Annotated in this window: 23 protein-coding genes; 11 read left to right on the top strand and 12 right to left on the bottom strand. The window is 46.0% G+C overall.

Going from position 1 to position 15473, the window contains the following annotated elements; translation table 11 throughout:
• Positions 1-13: 13 nt before the first annotated feature.
• From HMPREF9007_RS23555 to HMPREF9007_RS23570, 4 genes are all read right to left on the bottom strand, one after another.
• A complete protein-coding gene (locus HMPREF9007_RS23555; RefSeq protein WP_008759676.1) occupies positions 14-2053 on the bottom strand; it encodes a hypothetical protein in 2040 nt (679 codons plus the stop codon).
• A gap of 9 nt (positions 2054-2062) precedes the next feature.
• A complete protein-coding gene (locus HMPREF9007_RS23560) occupies positions 2063-2437 on the bottom strand; it encodes a hypothetical protein (RefSeq protein ID WP_005798318.1) in 375 nt (124 codons plus the stop codon).
• 133 nt (positions 2438-2570) lie between these two features.
• A complete protein-coding gene (locus HMPREF9007_RS23565) occupies positions 2571-2987 on the bottom strand; it encodes a hypothetical protein (protein WP_008620889.1) in 417 nt (138 codons plus the stop codon).
• 8 nt (positions 2988-2995) lie between these two features.
• Positions 2996-3202, bottom strand: coding sequence for a hypothetical protein (locus tag HMPREF9007_RS23570; RefSeq protein WP_008620891.1), 207 nt, complete (start codon positions 3200-3202; stop codon positions 2996-2998).
• Positions 3203-3335: 133 nt separating this feature from the next.
• Here HMPREF9007_RS23570 and HMPREF9007_RS0124510 point away from each other — a divergent pair, with 133 nt between their 5' ends.
• On the top strand, positions 3336-3857 hold the full coding sequence (locus HMPREF9007_RS0124510) for a hypothetical protein (RefSeq protein ID WP_277754595.1): 522 nt from the start codon (positions 3336-3338) through the stop codon (positions 3855-3857).
• Positions 3858-4160: 303 nt separating this feature from the next.
• Here HMPREF9007_RS0124510 and HMPREF9007_RS23575 read toward each other — a convergent pair whose 3' ends face one another.
• From HMPREF9007_RS23575 to HMPREF9007_RS23585, 3 genes are all read right to left on the bottom strand, one after another.
• Entirely contained in the window at positions 4161-4403 is a 243-nt protein-coding gene (locus HMPREF9007_RS23575; RefSeq protein WP_008668359.1) for a hypothetical protein, read from the bottom strand.
• Between the two features lie 298 nt (positions 4404-4701).
• A complete protein-coding gene (locus tag HMPREF9007_RS26755) occupies positions 4702-5127 on the bottom strand; it encodes a hypothetical protein (protein WP_008759675.1) in 426 nt (141 codons plus the stop codon).
• A complete protein-coding gene (locus HMPREF9007_RS23585; RefSeq protein ID WP_277754593.1) occupies positions 5094-6059 on the bottom strand; it encodes a DUF1837 domain-containing protein in 966 nt (321 codons plus the stop codon). Before HMPREF9007_RS23585 ends, HMPREF9007_RS26755 begins: the two co-directional genes overlap by 34 nt.
• A 659-nt stretch (positions 6060-6718) precedes the next feature.
• Here HMPREF9007_RS23585 and HMPREF9007_RS0124505 point away from each other — a divergent pair.
• From HMPREF9007_RS0124505 to HMPREF9007_RS23615, 10 genes are all read left to right on the top strand, one after another.
• Positions 6719-6934, top strand: coding sequence for a hypothetical protein (locus HMPREF9007_RS0124505; RefSeq protein WP_032850026.1), 216 nt, complete (start codon positions 6719-6721; stop codon positions 6932-6934).
• An 11-nt stretch (positions 6935-6945) separates the two neighbouring features.
• The gene (locus HMPREF9007_RS0124500) at positions 6946-7167 is read left to right on the top strand and encodes a hypothetical protein (protein WP_032850025.1); all 222 of its coding nucleotides are present in this window, start codon (positions 6946-6948) and stop codon (positions 7165-7167) included.
• Positions 7168-7180: 13 nt separating this feature from the next.
• Positions 7181-7603, top strand: coding sequence for a PcfK-like family protein (locus HMPREF9007_RS23590; protein WP_008759671.1), 423 nt, complete (start codon positions 7181-7183; stop codon positions 7601-7603).
• Positions 7604-7605: 2 nt separating this feature from the next.
• Positions 7606-8889 carry a PcfJ domain-containing protein gene (locus tag HMPREF9007_RS23595; protein WP_008759670.1) on the top strand — a complete coding sequence of 428 codons (1284 nt, stop codon included), beginning with the start codon at positions 7606-7608 and terminating at the stop codon, positions 8887-8889.
• A 24-nt stretch (positions 8890-8913) separates the two neighbouring features.
• Entirely contained in the window at positions 8914-9171 is a 258-nt protein-coding gene (locus tag HMPREF9007_RS23600) for a hypothetical protein (RefSeq protein WP_008759669.1), read from the top strand.
• A gap of 19 nt (positions 9172-9190) precedes the next feature.
• Positions 9191-9421 carry a DUF3873 domain-containing protein gene (locus HMPREF9007_RS23605; RefSeq protein ID WP_008759668.1) on the top strand — a complete coding sequence of 77 codons (231 nt, stop codon included), beginning with the start codon at positions 9191-9193 and terminating at the stop codon, positions 9419-9421.
• Complete coding sequence (locus tag HMPREF9007_RS23610; protein ID WP_008759667.1) at positions 9361-9663, top strand: hypothetical protein; 303 nt, start codon at positions 9361-9363, stop codon at positions 9661-9663. The genes HMPREF9007_RS23605 and HMPREF9007_RS23610 overlap by 61 nt, the downstream gene beginning before the upstream one ends.
• 53 nt (positions 9664-9716) lie before the next feature.
• Positions 9717-10061 carry a hypothetical protein gene (locus HMPREF9007_RS0124495; protein ID WP_128567763.1) on the top strand — a complete coding sequence of 115 codons (345 nt, stop codon included), beginning with the start codon at positions 9717-9719 and terminating at the stop codon, positions 10059-10061.
• A gap of 166 nt (positions 10062-10227) precedes the next feature.
• Positions 10228-10575: a hypothetical protein gene (locus HMPREF9007_RS27370; RefSeq protein ID WP_008759665.1), complete on the top strand. Its 348-nt coding sequence runs from the start codon at positions 10228-10230 to the stop codon at positions 10573-10575.
• Positions 10548-11897 carry a hypothetical protein gene (locus HMPREF9007_RS23615; protein ID WP_008759664.1) on the top strand — a complete coding sequence of 450 codons (1350 nt, stop codon included), beginning with the start codon at positions 10548-10550 and terminating at the stop codon, positions 11895-11897. The genes HMPREF9007_RS27370 and HMPREF9007_RS23615 overlap by 28 nt, the downstream gene beginning before the upstream one ends.
• Positions 11898-11985: 88 nt before the next feature.
• On the opposite strand, the gene HMPREF9007_RS23620 is transcribed toward HMPREF9007_RS23615, so the two are convergent.
• The 5 genes from HMPREF9007_RS23620 to traN form a co-directional block, all read right to left on the bottom strand.
• The gene (locus tag HMPREF9007_RS23620; RefSeq protein WP_008759663.1) at positions 11986-12516 is read right to left on the bottom strand and encodes a lysozyme; all 531 of its coding nucleotides are present in this window, start codon (positions 12514-12516) and stop codon (positions 11986-11988) included.
• Positions 12517-12518: 2 nt separating this feature from the next.
• The gene (locus HMPREF9007_RS23625; RefSeq protein ID WP_008759662.1) at positions 12519-13016 is read right to left on the bottom strand and encodes a DUF3872 domain-containing protein; all 498 of its coding nucleotides are present in this window, start codon (positions 13014-13016) and stop codon (positions 12519-12521) included.
• Positions 13013-13915, bottom strand: a complete 903-nt coding sequence (locus HMPREF9007_RS23630) for a toprim domain-containing protein (RefSeq protein ID WP_008759661.1) — start codon at positions 13913-13915, stop codon at positions 13013-13015. Before HMPREF9007_RS23630 ends, HMPREF9007_RS23625 begins: the two co-directional genes overlap by 4 nt.
• 7 nt (positions 13916-13922) lie before the next feature.
• Positions 13923-14498 (bottom strand): conjugal transfer protein TraO, encoded by a 576-nt coding sequence (locus HMPREF9007_RS23635; protein ID WP_008759660.1) that lies wholly within the window; start codon positions 14496-14498, stop codon positions 13923-13925.
• Between the two features lie 3 nt (positions 14499-14501).
• The coding region (gene traN / locus HMPREF9007_RS23640; protein WP_277754592.1) for a conjugative transposon protein TraN at positions 14502-15473 on the bottom strand (972 nt) is incomplete at its 5' end.

Raw genomic sequence — 15473 nt, 5'->3', positions numbered from 1 at the left:
TCTAATTCTATTCTTACATGTCACTGATGGCCCTCATTGCCTCGCTTATTCCGGAGTGCCATTCATAATCTGATTCCGGATCTGCCGACAATTCGGCTGGCAAATCATCGGATAGTTCCACCGGGGGAAGTTCCAGTTCCTCTTCCGGGTCATCCGTTGGCTGATCCGGTGTACCGGTTCCCACCTTTCCGATGGCGTGGTCATTGAGGTATTTGCTGAAATGACTCAGAACTTTGTTTTGCTCTGTATAGGCTACCCGGTCTTCTTCGGTCTGTTCTGCCATCACCCGGTTGTAAGTCACTACCGGACGAACCTTGTCAAGGTAGCGGTCGTTCTGGTACAGGAAGACATCCGTAGGCTTGCCCTCTTCATCCGGCAGATAGTAAGCCGTCACCTTGCGGTTGTTTGGTTCCAGCTGCTCCAGCACTTCCGGACCGCTCAGCCACCAGTCCGCATTTGCCACACGTACTGTGGAATTTCTACGAATACTGGTATCTACCTTTTCTCCGATATATCTGCTCAAGGTCAGTTTATCAAGCGGTCGAAGGGTCGGATTGATTTTGGCTACGAGCACATCCCAACGGGTCATTCCGGGATATTTCTTTTGATTGGGGTGAAGCGTATTGTTCCATTCTTCACAATCGCGCCGGTCGTCCGCCACAAGCTCTTCAAACGTATAATACTTTCTGTCTTCCCAGGTGTGGTTGCTGCTGTCACTCACTTTCTTCTGGTCCACCCGCCGTGCACCTTTGTTATGCCAGCGACCAATGGCTTCATGGTTCTTATGTGCTATGGTTGTCTTGAACGCACCGTTCAGAGCTTCAGCATATTTCTCCTGTGAGTTCTGTGGGGCACAGAAATGCACAAACTTAAATACCTCACCTGCCTTCAGGAATCCTTCTTTATACTTGCTCATCAAGTGCTGCTCCACCTCAATACCGGCTGGAATACCCCATCCGTTGCGTTCGATGAGCCGGAACATATCACGAAAACAGTCCACTACCAAGGCATCATCCTTATCCCGCCCGTAGGCCAGCCCGATACGGCACTGGCTCACCACATCATAAGCATAATAGGCATGCACATACTCGCCGCCTTTCATCCGACGCGGCAAATCCACGTCATCCATCGTTATTTGTGACAGGGAGAACTTACCACCATGGCGGTGCATGTGCGGCATTTGCTCATGATAGAATTCCATACGTCCACGCAAGGCTTTTTCTATCAGCAGCTGGCTTGCCGGGTTGTTCAGTATGTTCCGGATAGTGCTTTCGCTCAGTTCTTTCGGTTCCCCGTTCTTATCCGTAAAGTTTTCCGGATTGAATATCTCTCCTGTTTCCAGATCCCATACTTCCAGTTCACCGCATACAAACGACAGATACATTTCATGCACATCACTGCCGTATGGTTGGTTGGGAAGTACTTTCAAACTCATCACCAGGCGTTCGTCCATGTGAGTTACCTTCCGTTTGTTCTGGTTGCCGAATTTTCCGGTTATCAAACATTCATAACCGTATTGCTTATATTCGTTCACTTTCTTGCGGAAACGAAGGGTACTGGCAGGAAGATCATGACCAAAGTCTTCGCGTAGGGTCTCGATGGTGGTGGCCATCATGTCCCAGTTATATTTTTCACCCATCAGTTTTCGGTAATCATTGTTTCTGTTATAAAGCTTGATACAAGTATTCAACACGGAAGCATTCACCGCATATTTCCGGGCAAGTTCGTCTGTTGCTCTGTTGCTGGAAGAATGAGAAGCCCAATCCAAAAAATAGGCTACTGCAGCCTGATCCAGCACATAGTTTGAGAGTATCCAGTGGCGAAGTGCCTGCTCTGTTCCACCGGGGTTGTCTTCCTTCACCCGTTCCAGACACTCGGTAGGCAGGCTATTGAGGGCGACCAACGCGCAATTTCCAGCAGCACCTCCACCACGACGCACCACCTTGATACGGCCACGGTTCACCCAGTTCCTGTAGCAGGATTCGGTGATATAGCCGCCATCTATGAGCTCACGTGCAGAAATACACTGTATGTTACCGTAATACACCAACATAGCCGCCTCCTATCTCAATGCCGATGCAAACGCTTGGATTTGGTTAATATCGGCAACCATCACATGCTCGTAAGTCTTCACCGTTTCTCCCTTGAATATTACCTGACCGCTACCATCATTACGGTCAAGCTCTATCAAGGCACCGTTCGGACAGTACTGACGCATCACATTGTCATAATCATGGAAAGTTTCTATTTCCGGAATAACAACCATCACAATACCGCCACGATCCATGGCCAACTTACGGATCTTTGCAGAAAGTTCGGAGTTGCCACGACGGTCATCAAACCGGATAGCGTTATAAACAGTCTTCTCTGTCACGTTGAGTGCCTTTGCGATAAAGTCGCGGTCGGCTTTCGTAATGTGAATGTACCTCTTGTTCATATCTCACTTGTTTTAATGATTAATATTGGGGGGAGTCCGGGGAATCGAACCCCGGCACAAGAACCATGCACTCCCGTGTGTCTTTCCACACCGTCACCCGTCTCTTAACGCCTTCCGGGTTGTCACGCTGGGTTTACTGTTGTCCCTCAACCTTTTCACCTTTTTCAATAATCCCAAGAAGTATAGTGAATTTCTCACGTATCTTCTGGTTCACTTCCAGTTCCAACGTATGCGCCAAATTTGAAGCCGCACTGGTGCTGTTCTTGCGGATGCTTCCGGTAAGAAGACTATCAGTCAGACTGTTTATCTTGCTTTCCATGTATAACTTTACATCATCATGGCTACCGGCAGATAAAACCACCTTCAAGGCACGGTAACAGGAAAGTTCACGTTGCGTCTTGTACATATCCTCGGCATACCAGCAGAAGAAATGTTCAAAATCCTCATTCATGTCTTTGGTGTACTTGTCAGCCTGTCTTACCAAATCATCTATATGGGTCTTTACAGAACTGAATACAAAATCCCAGCAACTCATTTTCTTGTTTTCCATAATCTCACTTATTTAAATTCGTTTATAATCGGTTTCAAACTCACGCCGTAACAACTCATCAGGCGGCGGATAAGGTTCTTCACATAAAAATCAGGTGCGGAAAACACAATCCCGGTCTCTTCGGTATATCTGAAGCTGATACCGTCCATCATCAACACGTAAGCCACCTTGTGCTTCACGCTCTGTGTCTGCCATTCTTTTATTTCTTCGTTCATTTTCTTTAATCCTTAAAATTCGCTAATCACATGCCTTTTTCGTATATTTGGCGCGGTGTTCCTTTTTGAACACGCTGCAAATATATAGAATATTTTCGACACTAAAAAGTTTTATGTAGATAATTTACGACTTATGACGAATATTTCCGACAGGATTGCAATCCTAATTAAAGAAAAAGGTATCAGTACAAGGGCACTTGAACAAGCTATTGGGTGCTCGAATGGAGTAATTTCAAGATGCATTAGCAAAGGAACAGATATATCAAGTTTATGGGTGTCGAAAATTATCGAAATACATAATGATATAAACCCTACCTGGTTACTTACTGGGAAAGGTGATATTTACTATAATACATCATCTACAACAACACAAACAACCGAACTATCCTCTCTCCTTGCCTTAATTAGAGAAAAAGAAGAAATCATCAGGGAACAAGATAGAGAAATCGGACGCTTAGAGGAACGAATCCGGCAAATGACAATCGAAAAGGAAAACATGTATCGGATGCGCCCATTTCCGGTACTGCAAATGTCGGGTAGGCGGATTTACTATTACCATACACCGGTGATGGAAAACGAAGCGTACCCCCTATCATCCCCCATGATGTCCCCCTCCCAAGCAATCCCCCTCCCCTACCATTATATAAGGGCATAAAGGCACTGATATTGGGGAATTTAAAAGTAAAACGTGAAAAATGATAGGTTTTTAGGGGGGGGCTATCAAATAAAAAACAAGGGGTATTTTTAAAATTGTGGTATTTTAGCATGTCTGTATCGCACACCGCCAAAACCCTATTTTGAATATCCAGTTCTATAAAAGTGAATATCCACTTTGAATATCCACCTGAATATCCAGCGTCAAAAAAGACCGATTTCAAGCACAAAAAAAGGGGAGGTATAACCACCTCCCCACACCGGATCATTCTAAAGCCGTTTTTATTGCCTTTTTAGCCGCTTATTATTCGTCTGATACATTTCCACTACGCCCGCAAGAAATGAGCGTAGATTGCTTTATTATAGCCTTTTTGGTGCATACAGTCCCGTTACCAGATAATCCTGCATGAAGCAGATAATTCTTCGTTGCGCCCACCTGTTCTGCCGTCAAAACAGTATAAATGGCCGTTATACTACTAAAATACCAGTCTTTCCGCTTTGTTCCTTCTATTCCGTGTGTCAAATGTATATGTATTACCTTTGCCATAACTAATAATATTTTGTCGCAAATATACCAAATAACTATTATATGGAATAATTTAAGCAGCATTATATCAAATAATCAGGCACAAAAAAAGCAGCCGCAGCTGCCACTCACTCCCCCACCAGAATCAACCATGTAAGCCTTATGTAAACCCAATTAAACCTATCTGCAAATCTGTATGCCTAAAAAGCACATAAATGTAGCTGCAAATTAAACCCACGTAAACGTTTCGTTTTGCAGAGCCATCCACTCATATTTTGCATAACATTTTGTATATCAATAGGTTTGATATTCTTTCCGCTCAATCCTCAATATACGTTTCGTTCTGTGCCCCATACGTCTTTCCAAAAGATGTTGTAGCACTTAGAAAATATCTGTTTCTCTTTCCTTTGGAAAACCTTTCTAAAATTTCTTTCTGATATCGGTGTAACATAACTCCTTCGCCAACCACCAAACTGCTTTCATGGATATAATTGGAGAACGTCTGTAGGCAAATTTCTTTATCTACGTCTGTTCCCACATTCAGCATAGGATAGTAATACTGTGGTATCCCAGCCTGATTGGCTAAATAATGCATAAAGAGTCTATCTGCTTCAGATAGTTCTTTATCTTTCATAAAGTCGAAATAGGAACATACTGCCTTTATCATCGAAGGTCGTAATTCCAAATTTTCTTTTGCTTGATTAATTAGCTTTACTGCATAACAGGCTGCTGTTGACTTATCCATTGCAATACTTGCATTTTTATGATTCGACTATTTTCTACTGGAAGGAAAATAAAGAAAATGGAATGTGGAATAGATAGTGTAGAATTTACATCTCCATATTTAGATTGGATATGGTTAATTACCTCCAATATTAATTCGTCATATGTATTTGCCTTATCATCAAAAATAATAAGCATCGGATAAACTAAGTGCATATTGTGACGTCGAGCACATGCAACCGTGTTAATCAAGGGATTTGCCCGCCATTCGTCAATAATAGCAGGGATTCTGCTACCTGTCGCTATATTCACATATTGGTTATCCATTGCTACAAAATTACGATTAAGATATGCGTCAGATAGAGCCTTTTCTATGTTCTCAAATATAGCTTTCAATGATGTTTTATACCCTTGAATATAAAATTTTGCTTCGCCAAAGAGCAAAAATATTACGTCCCTATTCTCCACCATCAAATAGGAGTCATATCCTTTAGTCTCAGCATTTTCTAATGCAGAAAACATATAACCACGGGCAATACATTTACTTGCATTATAGAAATGGTCAAGAATGAGATGGAGCATAACTTCCCCGTGAAATCCATAAGCTAGTTGCGTTGGTTGTGGGGCGACAGAATTATATTTCAACTTACTTTTCAATGCCCTTATTTGTAGATTGTCTAGTTGCGTAAGATTTATCTCATTTTCATTATACGCATACTCAACTATACCGTTATAAATTAACTTTGCAATATCGTCATTAGTTCCTACTTGTTTTAAGCAACGGTCATTCAAAGTGGAAATATGGGCATGAGGAATTTCTATCCCTCCCATGTTATATGGGAGTTCGTATTGCAAAACGATTGCATTTTGGATTAATTTTTTAAGACTTTGACGCATCTTTTGTTTACCACAAATCATTTGTTCCTGCAAAAGTAATGTTTTTATGGGAAACATATAAATAAAACAGCTTGATTTTTAGAACTATTCGCTCTAAATTATCTGATGATTTTTCTTTTTCGCTGTTCCTTTGAACCGGAAGTGGAAAGCTGTGTGCGACCGCTTGTCCATAAATGAAACAAGCCGTCACCCACAGCAGGCAAACCGGGAAGAATGGTTTTATCTGCCCGCCCCGACACGTCTGACCAAACAGATAAAACCATACTTCCTTACAGGTGGTTTGCCCGGTTTCACGCTACCGGCTATATTCTTTTTTGTTGGAAGGGATTTCTTTTTTCACGGATTTCTCTTTTGAAGTTTTCAGTCTAATCTGCCTCTACTTCCGTTTACCTCCATTTTGCGCCTTTCAGTGAGCCGCATCAGGCAGTCATTTCCGTTCTGGGCGCAAAGGTAATTCCGGGATTGGACGGGAAAGCAAGGTCAAGCCTCCTATTTTCGGTAAAAATCTCCAGCCCTGCGGGTAGTATTTTGACCGAAAAACCTTGCATTCCCTAATCCCTACCTTTTTAAGCACCCGAAACGAAAACGACCGATGCGACAGAAAGACGCATAAAAAAAATGTCGGATAAACGAGAGGCAGATACGATAGTTTGAAACTCAACTCCCTCAGCTCTTGAATCCGCATAAAAAACAAAAAAATCAAAAACAGCGAAAATATGACAGCAACGGCAAATTTCAGACAAGTAGCGCAATACATCGGGCTGGCGATATGCGGCTTGATGATGCGCACCGCCTTCGGGGTGTTCGGCATCCTTTGGGGCATCATCGGAGAGATTGTAAACGGAGTGTTCCGAGTGGCGATAGGCGTAATCGTGGCTATCCTTTCCACCATTGCCATCTTCGGTTTCATCCTTTGGTTATTCACCCTTTAATCCTTACCGACATGGCAAAGAGAAACAGCAGGACGGCAGCACAGCAGTGCAGGTACTACGAGGTGGACAACTTCTTCGAGTATATGGCGGAAACGTACATCAACGGCAACATATCCGTGTTCCGTGAACTCTACCACGAACTGAACAAGGACGCACGGAGGGATTTCATAGACTTCCTTTTCAGCGAGGTAGAGCCAACCTATTGGAGAGAAATACTGAAACAAACAATCTAAAAACAACAGCGATATGAAAGGAACAGACCATTTCAAGAGAACCATACAGATGTATCTGGAACAGCGTGCGGAGGAAGATGCGCTCTTTGCGAAGAACTACCGCAACCCTGCCAAGAACATAGACGATTGCGTGACCTACATTCTGAACTACGTGAAAAAAAGTGGTTGCAACGGTTTCACGGACGGAGAGATTTTCGGACAAGCCGTACACTACTATGACGAGAACGAGATAGAGGTAGGCAAGCCGATGAACTGCCAAGCGGTCGTGAACCACGTTGTGGAACTCACGGCAGAGGAAAAGGCGGAGGCACGTCAGGACGCTGTCCGCAGATACCAAGAGGAGGAACTCCGCAAGTTGCAGAACCGCCACAAGCCGAGAACCGCCACCAAAGCGACCGCACAAGAAGTACCACAACCCAACCTATTCAATTTCTGATTATGAAACCGAGAACACGCATACAGCAGGAAGTCGCACGTTTGAGCAAGCGACTACCGAGATTGACCGAAGAACAAAGGGCATACGCTTTCTGCCATTGCTTCAAGCATTACGCAATCAAGAGGGCAAACGGCATGAATATCTGCACCGAGTGCGGACATTCGTGGAAGAGCGACCACGACCTTGCGGACACCATCTGCGGATGCACCTGCCCACGTTGCGGCATGGAGTTGGAAACGTTGCGCACCCGAAAGAGCGTTTTCAGAGATATGGAGTATTTCTCCATCGTCACCACCTGCAAGCAGTACCAAGTGGTACGTTTCTTTTCCGTCAATTCCCGATACAAGGCAGGACAACCAGCCGAGTATTCCGTCTTTGAGGTAGTGCAGAGGTGGATTGCCCCCAACGGCAGGACAACGACCGTTGCCCGTCTGCGTAACATGTCTTTATTCTACTATGACTTGTGGAATGAATACAGCGACATGGAGGTGCGCAGGAACCAAGAAACCCGTGCATACGACATCACTCCGAGATGCACCTACCCCCGACAGCGTTTCATTCCCGAAGTGGAGCGCAACGGTTTCAAAGGCGAATACCACAATATCCTGCCTTACGACCTATTCAAAGGCATCCTTTCCGACAGCCGTGCGGAAACGCTGTTGAAGGCAGGGCAATATCAGATGTTGCGCTACTACCTGCACCACTCTTTCAATATCGGGGGGTATTGGGCGTCAATCAAAATCTGCATCCGTAACGGCTACACCATCGCTGACGGCTCCGTGTGGCGTGACACGATAGACCTCCTGCGGCACTTCGGCAAGGACACGAACAGCCCGAAGTACGCCTGCCCCCAAGACCTCAAAGCCGAACACGACAGGTTGGTGGCAAGACGCAACCGCCAAAGGGAACGTGAACGGACGGAACAGCAACGGCAGAAAGCGGTTGAGGATGAAAAACAATATCTGAAAGCCAAAGGCATATTCTTCGGACTTGCCTTTTCCGACAACCTTATCTGCGTCAAGGTCATAGAGAGTGTGGAGGAAATGATAGAGGAAGGACGGATGATGCACCACTGCGTGGGCGGTTACCACAATCGGGAAAACTCCCTTATCCTTTCAGCGACCATTGACGGCAGACGCATAGAAACGGTGGAAGTGTCCTTGAAAACCTTTGAGGTGGTGCAGTGTCGTGGCTTATGCAACGAGAACACCGAACACCACGACCGCATCATAGACCTTGTGAACAAGAACGCCAACCTTATCCGTGAGCGGATGAAAGCGGCATAGCATAAACCCTAAGACAACGATAATATGGAAGTAAGAATTGAAAGTATGATTTGTGTGTGGGATGATAAAATCCCCGCTTTGTTCCTTGAATTTGTCAACCTCCTCACTCTCACAACGAGTGAGGAGGGATTAAGAAAGAGCGTAAAGGAGTTTGCCGAGAAGCACGAACTTGACAAGTTTTTCCTTTACGGCTTCGGCTCTCACCATTTCTACCTGCACCAACGCTACACAAGCAACCTCGAAATGGTGATGAAGAACAGAGTTCTGTCAGTACATTTTTAACCATCTAAAAAGCAACATTATGGCAACACGAATGACAATCAACGGAGTAAGCACCTGCACGGACGCAGGAACGGAGAAATACGAGCGTTTCCAATCGGGTATCGGCAGACGCAAGCGGACGCTTGTGCAGTACGACTACCGCCACACGGACGGAGAATTGTTCGCTTGTGTCAAGCCCACTTTGGACGAGTGCCGAACCGCAAGGGACAAGTGGCTGGACGCAAAAGCAGGAAAGGAGGGCAACCGATGAACACGACCTATCAGACGCTGATAGTCAGATTCAGCGAGCCTATCACGGCATTGGACGGCATCTTTGACGATGCCGGAGCGTGGGGAACGGACACCCTCAAAGGGTGGATAGATGATTACGAAAGCACACGTTTCACCGCCACCGACAGCCATACGGCAGTCATCACGAGCGAATACAACATGGAATGTGTGAAGGAGTGGCTGCAACGGCAGACACCCATTTCCGAGATGCGAGAATTTTGAACAAGTTGGCGGTGTCCACACCGCCAACACTTAAAACCCTAAAAACAACGGATATGATAGCAAAGACGATATTACAGCAGATAGGCGGAAAACGCTTCACCGCCATGACAGGTAGCCGTGATTTCATAGATATGGGCAACGGCTTACGGATGAGCCTTGCAAGGAACAAGACAAGTGCCAACCGACTTGACATCATCTATGATGCAGGAGCAGACCTCTACAATATGCGTTTCTACCGCAAGACATTCAGCAAAAAGACATTCGAGTGCAGGACGAAAGACATTGCCGTACACGAGGGAGTTTATTTTGATATGCTGGAGGAAATGTTCACGATGGTGACAGGGCTTTACACGCTTTTGAGTGGCGGCGGCGAGAGCCGCCCTACTTTCTTTCAGTGAGCATGATGGCGGACAAAGAAAGTAGCAAAGAAACCTCTGTTTTTCTCGCTAAGAAGCGATATATGGAATATAATGGGTATCTTTGCAAAAACATTGATAATCATAATTGTATATAAGTAATATTTGATTGATTGGATAAATATTTAGAATTGAAATAAGAATAACTATGACTAATTCAAAACAATACCCTTTATGCGAACAGTTCGTAGAAAGGTTAATTCAGAAATTTAATGTTGGAGGCTGGATTACACTTTGTGATGAGCATATTTTTTCATGCCTTGTAAATGACGATGTTGTTGATAAGTGTATGTCTTATGACACTTGGGATATTACTCACAATCAAGCGGGACCTATTATTAATGAACAATTGGACGGCACATTTATTAGTTATAATCGACATAACAATGATTATTCGGAACCCATAGTTATGTATTTAGAGAATGAAGGTAGATGGGATAATGATGTTTTCTTGCAGAGGATTTTGTCATGTACTTCAAGCTACACAAGGAAGTAAAAGGTAAAAATGAATATATCTATTATCAAGTAGACGAGTGTGGAGATGATGTAGAGGTTGCCAGAGTTAAAGAAATGAATTTGGAAGTAAAACTGAAATATGTAAAGGAATATATAGCCGTAAAAAAACAGAATCTTTTGGTCTTCTGTGATGAGATTGCTTATAGTAATAAGCGCATAGATGAATTAAGCGGTCATCCTATTCCCTTGTGCGTTATAAAAGATATAGATTATATATTCAGCTATGCTCTAAATGAATCTGCTGGATGCGGTTTGGAATATGTATCTTGTGCAATATTTCGCGGTAAGTGTGTGTTTAGACATAACGATAAGAATATTCAACACCTGTGGAAACTTAGTGACTCAGGATATGAAGATTTCATAGTTGGTGCAGATGAAGAAGGAAACGATGTTGTTATGTCTTGCGATGAATATAGAATACCAAATCTATTTACAAGACAAGGTGACGAGCCTTATTCGCTTTCGCCTATTTTCTTCAAAAGAGATGTCCTGTCTAAGTATTTCCAAGCGGTAGAGAAATACTCTGTTCAAGATGGTTACCTTTCAGGACCATCGTGGAGTATGCGAATAGATAATGATCGTTCAGACGATTATGTGGTGGTTGCTCTTGTTGATTTAGGTAGAATACCACATAAGGAGCAACTTCATTGGAAAAATTTCAATGTTTTGCCCCCAAAAAATGGCTCATATAGTATAACAACTTTTAGTAGATGGTTTGGCGCCATACCAACGAATTGCTCCATTGCTCCAGATTTGCTGTTCAAGCAACTTTATGTACAGGCAAATAAGAAATGGGCGAAGAAGTATGGTTGGTTGTTATTCAAGGAGTTAGCAGTTGATGACCAATATCACTTTCAGACCTTACATCTAATGGGACAAGATGATGATCAAAAGGAATTTGATGGACTAATTCAGTCAATTACGAAGTTGGTTATCGATTCATTGAATGAAAAAGAATTGGTAAAGGCTATCAATTGCACAAAGCCGGATGTAGAACAATTACTGACAGTAAAGAAAGTAAAGGAACTTAAGCCTTCAAATATTCAAGGAGGAATCACGAAGTTTGAATATTTCTTAATTTCAGAAGGGTTATTAAATAGTGATTTTGTCAAACTCTTACGTGAAATACAAGAGTTACGTTCTTGTACTGTCGCACACAGAAAAAGTACGAAACTTGATGCAAAAACAGAAACCTTATTTAATTTTTTTGGAATACTTCAAGATTCAGATAAGGTGGTGATATTTAATCTACTAAACCGCCTTAATAAAATGTTTAAGTGGCTAATTTCAACCGCTGAATAATGTAGAATATTGAAAACAATCAAGTCTCAATTCAAGGAAAAAGAAGACTCCGATAAAGAAACCAACCTTATCGGAGTCTCGTTTATAGTCAAGGCGGCATATACAGCAGTGCAAACTCCGCCTTTCTCCGTTTGAGCAGCATGGCGTGGCGTTTCCCCTTGTAGTTGCAGAAGGCGATATATTCCCGGTAGATGTTCCTGTCGCCAGCCTCCAGCTTCTTGATTAAGGTGCTTTTGGGTATTGTCTTGCTACCCAAAAGCCGGTATGGACCCACGTTGTAGGCAAGCGTGGCAAGCAGAAGACTGTCTTTTCCGAACTGCCGGAACATCGTGCAGAACTTCCGCAAGTCTTTCCGCAGAAGCACGTCCGCCTGCCGCTTCGTCATGGTTCGTGCCGAATACCTTTCACCCGGCAGAATTTTGTGACCCCAACCCACGTATGGGTGGTGCTTTTCTGAATGCCAGCCCTCAAAATATTTCGTGCAGCGCACCGCCCTCTCGAAAAGTGGCAGCCGGTAGATTGCCGTCTGCCCGTCCGTTCCCTCTTGGCGGCTGATCCGTGCGGACACGGAACAGACCGCCAGAAGCGAACAGAGCATTGTCATGAATACACGCATCATCTTCATACACGTTTGAAACCTCCGATGGGAATGGCTGTAAAGCCGTCATCTTTGATGTTCCGGTTGTTGAAGTCAAATTCCAGCTCATAGGAATTTTTGAAATTATCCTCCACCACCACGATGAAATTATGCGCCTCGTCACCCGCCGCCGTGTAGTACAGGCGGAACTTCCCGTTCTCCAGCAGATAGCGGTCGTTGGGCAGGAAGGTGATGCCGTTATCCATTTTGAGAGAGCCTTCCCCCTCGAACTGGAAATACCGGATGGTGTAAAGCGTATTAGCGAAGTCGCCCTCCTTTTTCAGTTCACAGCGGATTTCCACCGTCTGCCCCTTTGTCACCTTGTTCGGCACGGGCATGACCTCCACCGTGAAGGGATAGGACTGTTGGATGTCCATGTCGTCGTCGCACGACAAGAAGGTGAATGACACGGCGGCTATCAGGCATAACGCCACCGCCTTAAAGATGGATGTCCTTTTGTTTCTGTTGTTCAGTATGTTCATTGTTCTTCGATTTTTAGATGATTGTTTTTCTGTTTTTTCGTTGTCCGTTGCAGGTGCTCGTTCAAGTCCTTGCAACCGTCATAGAGGGAGGAACGGTCAGTGACACGCTCCCCGTATCGCCCCACAAGCGCGGCAAGCGTCCGCCGTCCGGCTTCGTCACGGTCGAGGAAACAGCCGATGCGCCCGTAGCCGTCCAGCAATCCCGCCGCCTTCTCCACATTGGCGACAGAGTTCAACACAAGACAGTCAGCGTTACCGGTTACGCCAAGCGTCACCGCAGAAAGGAAGTCCATGAAGCCCTCGAACACGAGGCATTCATTAGACGGAGTATCGTCCGATTTTACCAGCGATACGAACTTCGGCGGTACGCACCCCTTGAAATATCGGCTTCTGACTTCATAGCCACCCGCCATGTTCGGAAAGCCAACGGCAAAATACCGTTTCCCACGCACACCGTAGTTCAAGCGGCAGCAGTGACGGGATGCGATGGCGTAAGGTATGCCCCGTTCTGCCAAATACTCCGTCAGCAGTGAACGAAACAGCGGAGCGACCTCCACATCCTCAAAGACGGGTTCGGTCGGCTTTGGGAGATAGGCGGGCTTTTCCCATCCGGTCACCGTCATGTTGGCGGCTTCCGCTATGAACTTCGCCTGCTTCATGAAGTCATCGCTTTGCAGAAACTCCCCGGCAAGCGTGAAAATGTCGCCGCCCTTGCCAAGCCCGAAGTCGTACCAGAGCTGTTTCGCCACGTTCACACGGAAAGAGGGTGTGCGCTCGCCCCTGTACGGGGCAAGATACCACAGCTCGTTACCGCTCCTTCTAACAGGCTCATGCCCCAGCCGTGCGAGAAAATCTGCAAGCGGCATCCTTCTGACAGCATCTATTTCCGTCCGTTCCATGCCCGTGTCAGTTGATGATGAACTTGATGCCGACCCCGAACTGCGTATGGAACTTCCGTGTGTCGCCACCCCACAGGCAACGCTCACGCAGGTTGGCAAGCAGGGCGATACGGTCTGCCACGTAGCACTCCACATCGAGCGTCAGTGCACCGCCGTAGATGAAGGCGTCCCGGTCGTGCAGCGTGGAGCCGTCGTGCAGCACTCTCTTCCCCCAGTTCACCGACTCATATCCGGCGAGAGCCGAAGCCCCGGTATAGACGAACACTATTTTTCGGGCGTCCGACAGTATCTTGAAGTAATAGCCGCCCTCCGCCGTGAACTGCGCCACGGGTATCTTGGTGTCCTTATAGGGGTTGTTCTTCAGGAGGTATTCGCCACCGAACACCCACTTGTTCCCCTTCTTTGTGTAGGTGGAGAGTGCGGCCCCGAAACTGTACCCGCCGTCCTTGCCGCCGGGATTGAAACCGTCCGCTATGTCCGCCCTCACCTCGATGCCCTGCATCTTCGGCAGACACCGCTGGGCGTGCGCCTGCCCCGTAAAAAGGGCAAGCGACGCGATGATTATTGTGATGTACTTTCTCATGGCTTATCGCACTTGAAGTTCATTGATGGTATTGGCGCGTACCAAATCCTCATTCTCAATCACGAAGGACTGGTGACGGCCGCCGTTCTTCTCGTTAAGTTCCACAATGAGGCACTTATCATCGGGGATGGTGAACTTCGCCATCGTGAAGACCGTGCACTCACTCTTTTTGCCCGGCACGAGTGTGGCGTAGTTCTGCACACGGAGCGGCAGGATGATTTGCTCCTGCACGGCGGTACGTTTCGCCACCTTCTTGTCCACGATTTTCCAAGTGATGTAGTCCACATCGAAAGGCACGTTGCTCTGGTTCTTTATCTCCGTGTGGAAATAAAGCAAGCCGTTGTGCGTGTAGATGCCTTTCAACAGGTATTGGATGCCGAAACGCTTGCAGCCGATATGCTTCACCTCCCGTTTATTTTGCTTGTGGATTGACTTCATGATAAGGCGCACCAGCATCGGGCTTTCGCTGCCCAGCTCTTTCAGATAGATTTCCTGCGCGTTGTTCGGGCGGTTCACCGTGTTGCCGTCATGGATGAAGTCGCACATCTCCACGTTGAGCAACAGCGGTTCGGCGGCGTACTTCACGTTGAAGGTGTAGAAACTGCCGTCCTCCGTGATGACGGACATGTTGGTTTCGTTGGGGAAATTCCGTACCGTAGCCTTTACACGGATGACGTTCTCCGCTCCGTCGGCTTTCCCGGCAATCAGGTCGGGCGAGCCTAAATCGACGTAGCGTACCTCCGCCGGAAAGATGACATGGACGGTCTTGTCGTAGGTCACTTCCAGACCGTGCGGCGGTATCATGCGGTCGAAGGCCAGCTTGCGCGACAGACCGTGATACAGGTCGCCGTCCGCCTCCTTCTGCGGATAGACCTCCTTCGTCAAGGTCGGCTGTTCACTTCCGTTGGTCGTTTCAACGGTTACATTCTCCTGCGCGTTGGCAGTTGTGATGCCCATAGCGAGGGCGAGCATGAT

The sequence above is a fragment of the Bacteroides sp. 1_1_14 genome (genome assembly GCF_000162515.1).
Lineage (GTDB): Bacteria > Bacteroidota > Bacteroidia > Bacteroidales > Bacteroidaceae > Bacteroides > Bacteroides thetaiotaomicron.
Note: the sequence above shows the minus strand (reverse complement) of the source record. Positions and strands in the feature narration are given on the sequence as shown.

Excerpts from the sequence above, each read along its gene's own strand:
- HMPREF9007_RS23555 (WP_008759676.1), bottom strand. The coding sequence starts at position 2,053 with ATGTTGGTGTATTACGGTAACATACAGTGTATTTCTGCACGTGAGCTC.
- HMPREF9007_RS23560 (WP_005798318.1), bottom strand. The coding sequence starts at position 2,437 with ATGAACAAGAGGTACATTCACATTACGAAAGCCGACCGCGACTTTATC.
- HMPREF9007_RS23565 (WP_008620889.1), bottom strand. The coding sequence starts at position 2,987 with ATGGAAAACAAGAAAATGAGTTGCTGGGATTTTGTATTCAGTTCTGTA.
- HMPREF9007_RS23570 (WP_008620891.1), bottom strand. The coding sequence starts at position 3,202 with ATGAACGAAGAAATAAAAGAATGGCAGACACAGAGCGTGAAGCACAAG.
- HMPREF9007_RS0124510 (WP_277754595.1), top strand. The coding sequence starts at position 3,336 with ATGACGAATATTTCCGACAGGATTGCAATCCTAATTAAAGAAAAAGGT.
- HMPREF9007_RS23575 (WP_008668359.1), bottom strand. The coding sequence starts at position 4,403 with ATGGCAAAGGTAATACATATACATTTGACACACGGAATAGAAGGAACA.
- HMPREF9007_RS26755 (WP_008759675.1), bottom strand. The coding sequence starts at position 5,127 with ATGGATAAGTCAACAGCAGCCTGTTATGCAGTAAAGCTAATTAATCAA.
- HMPREF9007_RS23585 (WP_277754593.1), bottom strand. The coding sequence starts at position 6,059 with ATGTTTCCCATAAAAACATTACTTTTGCAGGAACAAATGATTTGTGGT.
- HMPREF9007_RS0124505 (WP_032850026.1), top strand. The coding sequence starts at position 6,719 with ATGACAGCAACGGCAAATTTCAGACAAGTAGCGCAATACATCGGGCTG.
- HMPREF9007_RS0124500 (WP_032850025.1), top strand. The coding sequence starts at position 6,946 with ATGGCAAAGAGAAACAGCAGGACGGCAGCACAGCAGTGCAGGTACTAC.
- HMPREF9007_RS23590 (WP_008759671.1), top strand. The coding sequence starts at position 7,181 with ATGAAAGGAACAGACCATTTCAAGAGAACCATACAGATGTATCTGGAA.
- HMPREF9007_RS23595 (WP_008759670.1), top strand. The coding sequence starts at position 7,606 with ATGAAACCGAGAACACGCATACAGCAGGAAGTCGCACGTTTGAGCAAG.
- HMPREF9007_RS23600 (WP_008759669.1), top strand. The coding sequence starts at position 8,914 with ATGGAAGTAAGAATTGAAAGTATGATTTGTGTGTGGGATGATAAAATC.
- HMPREF9007_RS23605 (WP_008759668.1), top strand. The coding sequence starts at position 9,191 with ATGGCAACACGAATGACAATCAACGGAGTAAGCACCTGCACGGACGCA.
- HMPREF9007_RS0124495 (WP_128567763.1), top strand. The coding sequence starts at position 9,717 with ATGATAGCAAAGACGATATTACAGCAGATAGGCGGAAAACGCTTCACC.
- HMPREF9007_RS27370 (WP_008759665.1), top strand. The coding sequence starts at position 10,228 with ATGACTAATTCAAAACAATACCCTTTATGCGAACAGTTCGTAGAAAGG.
- HMPREF9007_RS23615 (WP_008759664.1), top strand. The coding sequence starts at position 10,548 with ATGTACTTCAAGCTACACAAGGAAGTAAAAGGTAAAAATGAATATATC.
- HMPREF9007_RS23620 (WP_008759663.1), bottom strand. The coding sequence starts at position 12,516 with ATGATGCGTGTATTCATGACAATGCTCTGTTCGCTTCTGGCGGTCTGT.
- HMPREF9007_RS23625 (WP_008759662.1), bottom strand. The coding sequence starts at position 13,016 with ATGAACATACTGAACAACAGAAACAAAAGGACATCCATCTTTAAGGCG.
- HMPREF9007_RS23630 (WP_008759661.1), bottom strand. The coding sequence starts at position 13,915 with ATGGAACGGACGGAAATAGATGCTGTCAGAAGGATGCCGCTTGCAGAT.
- HMPREF9007_RS23635 (WP_008759660.1), bottom strand. The coding sequence starts at position 14,498 with ATGAGAAAGTACATCACAATAATCATCGCGTCGCTTGCCCTTTTTACG.